Here is a 12,473-nt window from a genome sequence, read left to right on the forward strand (position 1 = left end):
CGCCGCCGATGCCTGGACCGCGGGCAGTTGTCGATCGAGTCTGTTCATCGATCGACAACTGACAAGGGAAGGCATCGGCCTCGTGGGCGGCCGAGCCGCGACGCCGAAGGCGGCGCCAAGAACACAGCATCAACTCGTGCGCCAGTCGATGCGGCCGTCGGTGGTCGTGTCCGGGCGGGAGTGCCGCACCTTCGACCGGTCCTCCAGCGCGGTGGCGATCTGCTCCAGCATCTCGGTGATGCTGCGCCATTCCGGCCCGTGCGCCTCGGCCCGCTCGTGGTCCCACTCCATGACGCAGCCGCGCATCGGGCCGGGCCGCAGGTCGACGACCAGCGCGTCGCCGAGGCCGTCGAAGGCGAAGGGCACCCACAACGGGTGGTAGCTGCTGCCGGTGGAGCCGGCGTCCGGGCCGCACTCCGGCGTGTCCCAGGTGTCGGCCCAGAGTTTGCGCTGCACGCGGAACGCGTCGAGCGCACCCTGCGGGCCGTGCGGCGTGTAGAACGGCGGGATGATCTCGGCGAACGCCGAATTCCCGGTGCCGCCGCACACCGACCACCACTCGTGCAGGTCGTCGGGCAGCTCGACACCGATCTCCTGCTCCAGGATCACGACATCTTCCCGGTCCGCCATCGTGCGCAGCACCGACCCGGTGGACGGTGCGTAGAAGGACAGCCAGCGCACGATCCGACCCCACGCGTCGGCCACTGCCATTTGTTCATGATCGAGTAAGAACGGCCGTACCGGTACCGCCCAACGGAGGACGACCGGGCGAATCGGGCGTCCGGCTGACCATCCCGCGCTGAACGGGTTAACCTGCGGCTTTCACCCGACGAGGGGACTGCTCGTGTCCGACACCGAGACGATGTGGACGACGGCCGACGACGGTCGCGCCCCCAAACGTCCGGACCGTCGGCCGCTGATCGCCTTCCTGGTCGTGCTGGCCATCACGCTGATCGCCGCCGCGCTGATGGGCGGCTACCTGCTGGGGCTGCGCACCGCCGAGTCCGAGCGGGCCGCCTTCCCGTCCACCAGTCCGCCCGCGCCGACGGCCACCACGCCGGCCGCCGCGACGACGACGCCGACCACCACCGACACGACGACCGCCACCACGACCACCGGGCTGGGTGTCGGCACCGTCCGCAATTCCACCCCGCCCGGCTCGCCGGTCGTGCTCAACGTCGGCTACGGCGTGAACCTGGACAGCAACCAGCCCAACTGGGACGTCGTCATGAACAGCGATCCCGCCTATTTCAACGACCTCCGGTACGACACCCAGGACACCGTGCTGGGCTCCGGCCGGGGCTTCGCGCCGACCCAGCAGAACGCCGGCTACGCCGACTGCGCGGCCGCCACCGCCTACGCGCCGACGCTGTCCGTGAACCAGATCCTGGCCGGCGGGGCGTACTGCACGACCAGCGCCCAGGGCCGGTTCGCGCTGGTCGTGTTCCATCCGGCGGTCGGCGCACAGGTCACCTTCGACCTCACCGTGTGGGAGAAGACCCCCTAGTCAACTGTGATGATCCGGCGACCACGTAGCATCTGCGGCGTTCCCGCAGACAGCGCTGGCCGTGACCGGGAGGTCTCCAGATGGCTCAGGACATCGTCCCGATCGAGCTCGGGCTCCCCCAGGGCGACCTGATCACGTTGTGGGCGCCGCGCTGGCGCGAGGAGGGCGAGGAGTGGGAGGCGTTCCTCGGGCACGAGGAGGACCTCTACGCCTTCCCGGACGCCGCGCGGCTGGCCGCCTTCGTGCGCACCGCCACCGAGCACGATCTGACCGACCACCCCGCCTGGCACGTGCTGCCGGCCCTGTCGGCCGTCGAGCTGGTGCCCGACGAGAACCACCAGTTCGACCTCGTCGGCGTGCCGGAGCTGGTGTCGGAGGACCCGGACACCTGGACCATCGGCGAGCTGGCCGACGTGGTGTCGATCCTGCGCTCGCTGGCCGACGTGTGCGAGCTGGACAAGGTCAACGAGGTGCTGGACTCGGTGGACGGCTTCGCGCTGCTGCCGCAGGGCACCTTCCCGTTCACCGGCCGGGACGGCGAGCGCCGCTGGACCGAGCTGGCCAAGGTCGTGGTGGACCGCTGGGACGAGGTGCTGGACGCGATCGACGCGATCGTGACGGTGCCCGAGGTCGACGAGAAGGCGCTGGCCGAGGCCGAGCAGGAGCTGGCCGACGCCGAGCAGCAGGAGGCCGAGGAGGCCGACGCCGACGAGGACGCCGCCGAGCGCCAGCCCGACGACGAGCCCGAGGACCTGGGCTTCTGGGGCGAGGTCGGCATCGACCCCGTCAAGATCATCCTGGGCGACAACGAGTACTACACGCTGCGCTGCTACGTCGACGACGAGCCGGTGTTCCTGGGCAACTCCGGCGAGATCGACGTGTTCGGCTCGGCCAAGGCGCTCGGCCGGTTCCTGGTGAACACCGGCAACGAGCTGGCCGGCAACGACATCACCGAGGTCGCCACCTGGGACGAGGTCGCCACCAAGGCCACCGCCGGCGAGCTCGAGGTCGAGGTGCACGACGACAACGTCTACGTGCTCAACGGCATCGCCGACGACATCGCCGAGGGCCCCGACTCGGTCGACCCGGTGCAGCTGGACCTGGCCGTCGAGCTCATCGAGGACGCCGCCACCTGGGCCGGCGACGAGTCCGTCGCCGCGGCCCTGGCCCAGTCCGAGAGCCTGGGCTGGCTGGTGTCCTTCGTGGTCCGGCCCGACCCGACGCGGCTGGCGCCCAGCGCCCCGTTCGACGCCGAGGTCGAGGCCTGGAAGGCCCTGGTCGAGGGTCTCGAGGGTCGCTTCCGCACGCACTGATTCGTGCTCGGAAGGGGGCATTCCTCGCGTTCAATGCGAGGAATGCCCCCTTCACTGCGTCAGGGGGCCTCTGCCAGCTCGCGGCGCGCATCTTCCGCCGCCACCGGCGTGGTGAAGACCGCCAGCAGCGGGAAAACCGCCCCGACGGCGAAGGCCAGCGCGTAGCTGGACCCGCCGACCAACGCCCCGAGCAGCGGCGGGGTCAGCGCGGCGGCGATGTTCTGGGCCGTGTTCTGCGCCCCCAGCGCCCGCCCCGACCACGCCGTCCCCGCCAGCTCGGCGGTCGCCGTGAAGCCCAAACCGTTGTCCGCCACGGTGATCACCGCACCGACGGCGATCACCGCCACCGCCAGCCACGGCGCGACCAGGTCACCCAGGCCCAGCAGCAGCATCACCAGTGTGCTGGCCACCGCGAGTTGTCGCATCGGTCGCAGCCGGCTGCCGGCCAGATCTGCCCACCGCCCCGTGGCGATGCGTCCCGCAGCCCCGGCCGCCTGCACAACGCCCAGGAACACGCCGGCCGCCCCCGGCGTCCAGTTCTGCGCGCTGACCAGGTACTCCAGGCTGAACGCCGAAATGGCGAACTGCGGCACCACCAGCAGGGCGCTCGACCCGTGCAACCGCCACAGCGCCGACGACTCCAGGTACGGGGAGCGCGTCCGTTCCGTCTCCTTGCGCGGCGGCCGCGGCGGATCCTGTACGAGCACCGCCACCAGCACGGCCAACAGGACACAAAGGACCGCCGGGAACAGCAGCGCCGCGCGGTAACCGAAGGCCTGCCCCAGGAACGGCAGCGTCAGCGCCGCCACGCCGACGCCGACCGGCTGCGCCGTCTGCCGGATGCCCATCGCCAGACCGCGTTCGCGCGGCCCGAACCAGCCCATCACGACCCGCCCACTGGCCGCGTTCACCGACGCGCTCGCCGCCCCGGCGACCAGCAGCAGCACCCCCAGCGGCAGCACGTCGTGCGTGCCCACGCCGCCAACCGCCACCAGCACGCCGGCCGCCCCGAGCCCGAGCGCCATCACCACGCGCTCGCCGTACCGGTCCGCCGCCGCGCCCCAGGCGATCAGCGTCAGCAGCAGGCCGACGGTCGGCGCCGACACCAACACGCCGACCTCGGCCAGCGACAGCCCCTCCGCCGCCCTGATGTACGGCACGAGGAACGGGAGGCCGTACACGAACGTGCAAGCCGCGGCCTGGGCGGACAGCCCCAGGCCCAGGATCAGCCACCGGCGCGGGTTCTCGGCCACCGAGCGCCTCCCAACATGTGGACACCACCGCCTACATGTTGGACGCTAGCCCCGATACTTCGGCTACGGCAACAAATTCCCGGATCCTGGAATCAGGCCATCAGCTCGGCGGCCGCCGCCACCGAGTCGACCAGGCGCTGCCAACTGGCCAGCTTGGTGACAGGCCCGTGCGGATCAAGCCGCTCAAGGAGGTTGCGCCGGTGTTCGTCGAAGCGCCTGGCCACCTGGTTGTGCCGTCGGCCGGTGCAGTCGGCCGCCGCGAGCAGGCACTGCTTGAGAACGTGCTTCGGGTCTGCGACCGACTCCACCTCGTGCGGCTTGGGCAACCCCAGACCGGCACGTCCCTTGGGATTGCCGGCGACGCGTCGAATCGCGGCCTCGTCCAGTAGTAGCCAGGCCTCGGTCATCCGAACGGGTACCACCGGGACGACGTGCGAGCCACGCGTCACGGTCGCGACGGCATCGACGATCTCCCTCGTCCGCGCGGCGTGACCGGCGTTGTCGGCGTCTCGATGTACCACCACGACGTCGAAGTTGGTCTTGGCCAGTTCGATCCCGGCATGAACCTTCGACTGCACATCCTTGGCCACCCTGAGCCAGGTGAAGTCGGGCTCCTGGAGCCTGAGGCGGATGTCGTGGGCCGCGAACAGCTCCGTCACGAGCCCGGCCAGCGGTGCGTCCGAAGATCCCTCGGCGACGAACAGTCCGGAGTACAGCGTCATCGGGTCAGGTCCGTCGGCAGTTGGAGGTGGGTGTCCGGGGGAGTGGCCAGATAGGGGACGAAATCGGCGAGAGTCGCCACCGCTTCGCCGTCCTTGGCCCGCCAGGACCCCTGAAAGGGCGTCAATGCGATTCCGGCCGTGGTGGTGCCGTCCGGCGCCTGTTGACGGACACGTTCGGCGAACAGCAGTTCGTCGGCACTGCACAGTTGTACGACGGTCGGCGAATGCGTGTTGACGATGACCTGGCGAAAGGGATTGTCGTCGCCGGGCGGCAGCGACGTGTCGACGGCGAGCTCACGCACCAGGCCGACCATGGCCGACAGGTTCGCCGGGTGGATCCCGTTCTCAGGTTCCTCCATGCACAGCAGTCCGGTGACGGTCGGGTCCTCGAGCAAAACGCACAGCGCCAGGAAGCGGAGCGTGCCCTCGGACAATGCGCGTGCCGGCAGACGAAGACCGGACCGTTCGGTCAAGAACAAGGTGAAGACTTCTCGCACCTCGTCCGGATCGACGCCGATCTCGTTCACGCCCACGCCGGCGAGATCCGAGAGTCGGTCGGCGACCCGCGCGTAGGCGGCATCCGGATCGTCATCGTTGGCGATCCGGTACAGCGTGGCCGCCAGGTGGCGGCCGTCCACGCCCAGCTGTCTGGGGTCGGAGAATCCGTCCGGTGCGCGCAGTGCCGACGGTTCCAAGGCCAGTCGTCGCCAACTCCGCATCTCCTGGCGTGCGGCGAGAACAGTCGGCTGGCCCGGGATCACCGTGCTCAGAACGGTCCTGTTGGCACGTCCCGTGGCTGCTACCCGTGCGAAGTCTTCCGTGTCGTGGAAGACGACAACGTCCCCGTGTGACGTAGTAGCGAGGTATCGGCCACGGCGTTGCCTATCGGCGAGAACGGTGCTTGCGAATGGGGCCGACTGTCGGAAACGCAGTCGGTCACTCTGGTCGATGCCGGTCAAGTCTTCCTTGATCAGCGCCAATCGTCCGGCTGTGCCGCGTTCGGTCGACGCGATGTAGCCCAGCTCCAGTTCGTATCGGAGAAACGTCTCGGCGGCCACCGCGGTGTTGCCCAGGTCGTCTGCCGCTTCGCGCGGGACGATCATCTCCACGGCGAAGCGCATGACCCGGTCGTGTTCGCGGTAGCCGTCCCAGAAGAGGTCCCGGGGGTCGCCGCCACGTTCGCCCGACGGCCCTCGGACCCGCCTCGCGGCGTCGGCCAGCGGTTCCGACGCGAGGTGAGACAGGAACTCGATCGCGTCGAAGACGTTCGACTTGCCGACGCCGTTGGCTCCGGCGATGCAGGTGAATGCGCCGAACTCGACCTGCACGTCCACCAGGTTCTTGAAGCCGTGGACCTCGAGGCGGGTCAGCATGGGCTCAGGCTACCTTCGAGTCTCAGGCCATCAGCTCGGCGTAGCCGGGCTTGATCACCTCGTTGATCAGGGCCAGCCGCTCGTCGGAGCCGATGAACGCGGACTTCATCGCGTTCACGGTGAACCACTGCATGTCGGCCCAGCCGTAGCCGAACGCCTCGTGCAGCGCGGCGAACTCGCTGGACATCGTGCAGCCGCTCATCAGCCGGTTGTCGGTGTTGACTGTCACTCGGAACCGCAGGTCGGTGAGCAGGCCGATGGGGTGCTCGGCGATCGACTTGGCCGCGCCGGTCTGCACGTTGGACGAGGGGCACATCTCCAGCGGGATGCGCTTGTCCCGGACGAAGCCGGCCAGCCGTCCGATGTGGACGGAGCCGTCGGCGTCGCGGGTGATGTCGTCGACGATGCGCACGCCGTGCCCGAGCCGGTCGGTGCCGCAGTGCTGGATGGCCTCCCAGATGGACGGCAGCCCGAACGCCTCGCCGGCGTGAATGGTGAAGTGGGCGTTCTGCTGCCGCAGGTACTCGAACGCGTCGAGGCCGCGGGTGGGCGGGAAGCCGGCCTCGGGCCCGGCGATGTCGAAGCCGATGACGCCGGCGTCGCGGTAGCGGACGGCCAGCTCGGCGATGCGCAGCCAGCCCTCGTTCTGCCGCATCGCGCACAGCAGCGTGCCGATCCGGATCTTGTTGCCGGTGTTGCGCTCGCCCAGCCGGAAGCCCTCCTGCACGGCCTCGACGACCTGCTCCAGCGACAGTCCGCTGGGCTCGAAGAGCTCCGGCGCGTAGCGGACCTCGGCGTAGACCACGCCGTCGGCGGCCAGATCCTCGGCCGCCTCGGCGGCGACCCGGACCAGGGCCTGTTCGGACTGCATCACCCCGCACGTGTGGGCGAAGGTCTCCAGATAGCGGACGAGCGAGCCGGAGTCGGCGGCGTCGCGGAACCATGTGCCCAGCGCGGCGGGGTCGGTGGTGGGCAGATCTGGGTAGCCGATGGTGTCGGCCAGTTCGATCACGGTCTGGGGCCGCAACCCGCCGTCCAGGTGGTCGTGCAGGAGCACCTTGGGGGCGCGGCGGATCGCCTCGGGGGTCATCGGCGTAGGCATTGCGACACGGTACCTCCGCCGCGGGCACCTTCCCGGTCGCGGCGATCTTGGGGCGCTATGATCATGGACGGTGTTAGCCGTGTCGGTGAAATCCACCCTCTCGTATGGCGGCCCCCGCTGACGAGTGGTATCTCGCACACGGTGTGCCACCACGTCGGGGTATCGCGTCACTCGAACGGGGATTTTTGGTTTCAGTCAGCAACCGAATGAAGATCGACTAGGTCCCACGCGGCCGTCCGCGTGCTCCGAACGACGCAAATCGGGGCACGTCTTCGTCAAGATCCGTGGGGCCGGTTCGTGTCGCCGTGCGTAGCTGGCTAGAGTCGCTGAGTCTCCCCATCCCCATGGACGAAGGCCCCAGCCGTGAACGAGAACAACAACTCCACGATGTCCTTCGATCGGATGCGCAACATGCTCACGCGCGCCGCGGAGATCCGTGAGAGCGAACAGCAGCAGATCTTCGACGCCCTCGACGAGATCCACGCGCGGATGTCCCCGCTCGAATCGCTGGGTTCCGTTCGCAAGCGGCTGTCGGAGCTGCCGGACCGCACCGAGGTCAGCGTGCTGGCCGAGCGTCTGGACGAGGCACTGGCCAAGCTCGAGGCGCAGGACGGCGCCATCTCCGAGCTCGGCCGCGCCCTGGAGAGCATGGTCGACAAGCTGGCCAAGCCGTTCGCGCAGCTGGACGGCCGGCTGGACGGCGTCGGCGGCCGCTTCGAGGGCGTCGCCGGCCGGATGGACGGCCTCGAGGACAAGCTGACCCACATCCACAAGCGCCTCGACGACGTCGACGGCCACCTGGACAAGCAGGACGGCAAGGCCGACGCGCTGCCCGGCGTGCTGCACGCGCCGATCCGCGAGCGCCTCGAGGCGCTGGAGACCGCCCTGCGCAGCCGCATCGACGAGGTCGACGAGGGCGTGCACGAGCACCTGGACGGCACCAAGGAGGCGCTCCAGCGCTCCGTGGCCGAGACGGGCGACGGCATCCGCGCCGGCATCGGCGACTCGCGGGCCTCGCTGGAGGGCGCCATCGGCGGCGCCCGCGCCGAGCTGGAGAGCCGCCTGGCCGAGGTGCACGGCACGGTCAACGACCGGATCAGCGCCACCCACGACTCCGTGCACGCCAAGCTGGACGACCTCATGTCCCGGCCGGCCGTGGACCCGACCGACCGCCTGGAGGCGCTGGCCCGCCGCCTGGAGCAGGTCTCCACCCGTCTGGACGAGATCGACACCCGCGTGGACGCCGTCGGCACCGGCGTCGGCGAGCGCATCGGCGACCTGGCCGGCACCGTCAGCACCGGCCTTCAGGACGTGCACGGCACGCTGTCCGCGCGTCCTGACGCCGACCGCCTGGTCTCCCTGGTGCGCGGCGCCAACGAGGAGTCCGAGCGGCGCAACGCCAGCCAGCTGGACGAGGCCATGGCCACCTTCGCCGAGCTCATCCTCGGCGGCGGCGCGCCGACCCCGCCCCCGCCGCCCACCGCGCTGCCGCGGCCGCAGCGGCGGGCCCGGGCGCCGAAGAACGCCATCGCCGGCAAGGGCGAGAAGGTGGACATCGACGGCATCGACCTGGCCGCCGAGGGCGCCTGATCGAGTGACGTGAGGACAGGCCCGGGGTGAGCCCGCTCACCTCGGGCCTCTTCTTCATCGTTAATGAGTCCTAAAATCCAACTCAGCAGGTAGAGGCTGAGGAGGAGTCATGAGGGACGCCGTCATCGTCGACGCGGTACGGACACCGATCGGCAAGGGCAAGCCGGGCGGGGCGCTGTCCGGGGTGCACCCCGTCGACCTGCACGCGCACGCCATCCGGTCGCTGATCGAGCGGACCGGCATCGACCCGGCCGTCGTCGACGACGTGATCAGCGGCGCCGTCGGCCAGATCGGGGAGCAGAGCGGCAACACCGCCCGCTGGGCCGCGCTCGCCGCCGGGCTGCCCGAGTCCGTGCCGGCGGTCACCGTCGACCGGCAGTGCGGCAGCAGCCAGCAGGCCATCCACTTCGCCGCGCAGGGCGTCATCGCCGGCGCGTACGACGTGGTGATCGCGTCGGGCATCGAGTCCATGAGCCGGATCCCGATCGGCAGCCAGGCCGCCGGCCGGGACTTCCTCGGCCCCGGCGTCGCCGCCCGCTACCCCGAGGGCCTCGTCCCACAGGGCATCAGCGCCGAGCTGATCGCCCAGCGCTGGAACCTCTCCCGCGAGCAGTTGGACGCCTTCGCCGCCGAGAGCCACCGCCGGACCGCCACCGCCTGGTCCGACGGCCGGTTCGCCGCCGAGGTCGCCCCGATCAAGGTGGACTCCGTCGAGGTCAACGGGGACGAGTCGGTGCGCCCGAGCACCACCCCCGAGGTGCTGGCCGGCCTCAAGCCCGCCTTCAAGGCGGACATCTGGCAGCAGCGCTTCCCCGACCTGGACTGGCGGATCACCGCCGGCAACTCCAGCCCGGTCAACGACGGCTCCGCCGCCGTCCTGATCACCAGCAGCGAGACCGCCGCCCGGCTGGGCCTGCGGCCCCGGGCCCGGCTGCACTCCTTCGCCGTCGTCGGCGACGACCCACTGTTCATGCTCACCGGCATCATCCCGGCCACCCGCAAGGTGCTCGACCGAGCCGGCCTCACCCTCGCCGACATCGACGCCTTCGAGGTCAACGAGGCGTTCGCCAGCGTCGTACTGGCCTGGCAGGCCGAGACCGGCGCCGACCTGAGCCGCGTCAACGTCAACGGCGGCGCCACCGCCATCGGCCACCCCCTCGGCGCCAGCGGCGCCCGGCTGATGACCACCCTACTCGGCGTGCTGGAGCAGACCGGCGGCCGCTACGGCCTGCAGACCATGTGCGAGGCCGGCGGCCTGGCCAACGCCACCATCATCGAACGGCTCTGACGAAGGAGCCGGGCCCCGAGGGCCCGGCTCCTTGTCACACACCCATCGGGTGCCAGACGGTCTTGGTCTCCAGGACCGCGCGCAGCCGGCTGACGTCGGGCTCCCGGGCCCAGTCCGGCTCGCCCCGGCCCGACCGCACCAGCCGCTTCACGGTGCCGGCGGCGGCCCGCTCCAGGTCGGCCTTGATGGCCTCCGGCGCGCCGGTCAGGTCGAGGGCGTTCACGTCGGCGTGCGCGGCGAGCCACGGCGCGATCTCCGCGGTACGCCCGGTCAGCACGTTGACCACGCCGCCGGGCACGTCGGAGGTGGCCAGCACCTCGGACAGGGTGATCGCCGGCAGCGGCCGGTCCTGGCTGGCGACGACCACGCAGGTGTTGCCGGTGGCGATCACCGGCGCGACCACGCTGACCAGCCCGAGCAGCGACGACGCCTGCGGCGCGAGCACGGCGACGACGCCGGTGGGCTCGGGCACGCTGAACGAGAAGTACGGCCCGGCGACGGGGTTGGACGCGCCGAACACGCTGGCGACCTTGTCGGTCCAACCGGCGTACCAGACCCACCGGTCGATGGCGGCGTCCACAATGGACTCGCCACGCTTGGTGCCCTCGCTGGCGGCGACCTCGGCGACGAACTGCTCGCGCCGACCCTCCAACAGCTCGGCGACCCGGTACAGGACCTGCCCCCGGTTGTAGGCGGTCGCCCCGGACCAGCCGGGAAACGCCTTGCGGGCGGCGGCCACCGCGTCGCGGGCGTCCTTGCGAGAGCCCTGGGAGGCGTTGGCCAGGAAGCCGCCGCGCGAGTCGTTGACCGGGTAGGACCGGCCGGACTCGGAGCGGGGGAACGCCCCGCCGATGTAGAGCTTGTACGTCTTGGCGACGGAAATGCGGTCAGACATCGAGGTACGCCTCCAGCCCGGCGCGGCCGCCCTCGCGGCCGAAGCCCGACTCCTGGTAGCCGCCGAACGGCGCGGTCGGGTCGAAACGGTTGAACGTGTTGGCCCACACCACGCCGGCCCGCATCCGCTGCGCCGCCCACAGGATCCGGGACCCCTTCTCGGTCCAGATGCCCGCGGACAGCCCGTACGGGGTGTTGTTCGCCTTGGCCACGGCCTCGTCCGGCGTGCGGAAGGTGAGCACCGACAGCACCGGCCCGAAGATCTCCTCACGGGCGATCCGCATCGACTGCTGCACGTCGGAGAACACCGTGGGGGCGAAGAAGAAACCTTTTTCGGGCACCGGAACCGGGCTGGTCCAGCGCTGCGCGCCCTCGGCGTCGCCGGCGGCGGCCAGCTCCTGGATCTTCTCCAGCTGGGCCCGGGAGTTGATCGCGCCGACGTCGGTGTTCTTGTCCAGCGAATCGCCGACCCGCAGCGTGGACACCCGGTAGCGCAGCTTGTCCAGCAGCTCGTCGGCGATGGACTCCTGCACCAGCAGGCGGGAGCCGGCGCAGCAGACGTGCCCCTGGTTGAAGAAGATCCCGTTCACAATGCCCTCGACGGCCTGGTCCAGCGGCGCGTCGTCGAACACGATGTTGGCGGCCTTGCCGCCCAGCTCCATCGTCATCTTCTTGCCGGAGCCGGCCAGCGAGCGCTGGATCAGCTTGCCGACCTCGGTCGACCCGGTGAACGCCACCTTGTCCACGCCGGCGTGGTTGACCAGCTCGGAGCCGACGTCGCCGGCGCCCGGCAGGATGTTGACCACACCCGGCGGCAGGTCGGCCTGCTGGCAGATCTCGGCCAGCACCAGCGCGGTCAGCGGCGTCGTCTCGGCCGGCTTCAGCACGACGGTGTTGCCGCAGGCCAGCGCCGGCGCGATCTTCCACGCCGCCATCAGCAGTGGGAAGTTCCACGGGATGACCTGCCCGGCCACGCCCAGCGGCCGCGGGTCCGGCCCGAAGCCGGCGTAGCCCAGCTTGTCGGCCCACCCCGCGTGGTAGAAGAAGTGCGCCGCGGCCGTGGGCACGTCGACGTCACGCGACTCGCGGATCGGCTTGCCGTTGTCCAGGCTCTCCAGCACGGCCAGCTCGCGCGCCCGCTCCTGGATCAGCCGCGCGATGCGGAAGATGTACTTGGCCCGCTCGGCCCCGGGCATCCTGCCCCAGATCCGGTCGTAGGCCCGGCGGGCGGCCTTCACGGCGTTGTCGACGTCGGCCGCCGAGGCCGTGCCGACCTCGGCCAGCACCTCCTCGGTCGCCGGGTTGACCGTCTTCAGCGGCTCGCCGGATCCCTCGACGAACTTGCCGTCGACGAACATGCGGTAGGCCGGCTTCAGGTTCGCGATGTCCCGCGACTCGGGCGCGGGCGCGTACTCCCAGTTGCTGCTCATC

At 70.6% G+C, this 12,473-nt stretch carries 11 protein-coding genes; 4 read left to right on the top strand and 7 right to left on the bottom strand.

Annotated features, from left to right (window positions below; all coding sequences use genetic code 11):
• Window positions 1–129: 129 nt before the first annotated feature.
• On the bottom strand, window positions 130–711 hold the full coding sequence (locus BCF44_RS03515) for an SMI1/KNR4 family protein (RefSeq protein ID WP_116172563.1): 582 nt from the start codon (window positions 709–711) through the stop codon (window positions 130–132).
• 133 nt (window positions 712–844) lie between these two features.
• On the opposite strand from BCF44_RS03515, the gene BCF44_RS56485 reads away from it, so the two are divergent.
• The gene (locus BCF44_RS56485; RefSeq protein WP_211352863.1) at window positions 845–1,507 is read left to right on the top strand and encodes a hypothetical protein; all 663 of its coding nucleotides are present in this window, start codon (window positions 845–847) and stop codon (window positions 1,505–1,507) included.
• 80 nt (window positions 1,508–1,587) lie between these two features.
• Entirely contained in the window at window positions 1,588–2,820 is a 1,233-nt protein-coding gene (locus BCF44_RS03525) for a primosomal protein (protein WP_116172564.1), read from the top strand.
• A 59-nt stretch (window positions 2,821–2,879) separates the two neighbouring features.
• On the opposite strand, the gene BCF44_RS03530 is transcribed toward BCF44_RS03525, so the two are convergent.
• From BCF44_RS03530 to BCF44_RS03545, 4 genes are all read right to left on the bottom strand, one after another.
• On the bottom strand, window positions 2,880–4,073 hold the full coding sequence (locus tag BCF44_RS03530) for an MFS transporter (RefSeq protein WP_211352864.1): 1,194 nt from the start codon (window positions 4,071–4,073) through the stop codon (window positions 2,880–2,882).
• A 92-nt stretch (window positions 4,074–4,165) separates the two neighbouring features.
• On the bottom strand, window positions 4,166–4,795 hold the full coding sequence (locus BCF44_RS03535) for a DUF4276 family protein (protein ID WP_116172565.1): 630 nt from the start codon (window positions 4,793–4,795) through the stop codon (window positions 4,166–4,168).
• Window positions 4,792–6,168, bottom strand: a complete 1,377-nt coding sequence (locus BCF44_RS03540) for an AAA family ATPase (protein ID WP_116172566.1) — start codon at window positions 6,166–6,168, stop codon at window positions 4,792–4,794. Before BCF44_RS03540 ends, BCF44_RS03535 begins: the two co-directional genes overlap by 4 nt.
• Window positions 6,169–6,190: 22 nt before the next feature.
• A complete protein-coding gene (locus BCF44_RS03545) occupies window positions 6,191–7,270 on the bottom strand; it encodes an adenosine deaminase (RefSeq protein WP_116172567.1) in 1,080 nt (359 codons plus the stop codon).
• Between the two features lie 387 nt (window positions 7,271–7,657).
• Here BCF44_RS03545 and BCF44_RS03550 point away from each other — a divergent pair, with 387 nt between their 5' ends.
• A complete protein-coding gene (locus tag BCF44_RS03550) occupies window positions 7,658–8,860 on the top strand; it encodes a hypothetical protein (RefSeq protein WP_116172877.1) in 1,203 nt (400 codons plus the stop codon).
• A 109-nt stretch (window positions 8,861–8,969) separates the two neighbouring features.
• Window positions 8,970–10,148: a thiolase family protein gene (locus BCF44_RS03555; RefSeq protein WP_116172568.1), complete on the top strand. Its 1,179-nt coding sequence runs from the start codon at window positions 8,970–8,972 to the stop codon at window positions 10,146–10,148.
• 34 nt (window positions 10,149–10,182) lie between these two features.
• On the opposite strand, the gene BCF44_RS03560 is transcribed toward BCF44_RS03555, so the two are convergent.
• Window positions 10,183–11,043, bottom strand: coding sequence for an aldehyde dehydrogenase family protein (locus tag BCF44_RS03560; protein ID WP_116172569.1), 861 nt, complete (start codon window positions 11,041–11,043; stop codon window positions 10,183–10,185).
• Entirely contained in the window at window positions 11,036–12,472 is a 1,437-nt protein-coding gene (locus BCF44_RS03565) for an aldehyde dehydrogenase family protein (RefSeq protein WP_116172570.1), read from the bottom strand. Before BCF44_RS03565 ends, BCF44_RS03560 begins: the two co-directional genes overlap by 8 nt.
• Window position 12,473 lies beyond the last annotated feature (1 nt).

Source organism: Kutzneria buriramensis (assembly GCF_003387475.1).
Classification (GTDB): domain Bacteria; phylum Actinomycetota; class Actinomycetes; order Mycobacteriales; family Pseudonocardiaceae; genus Kutzneria; species Kutzneria buriramensis.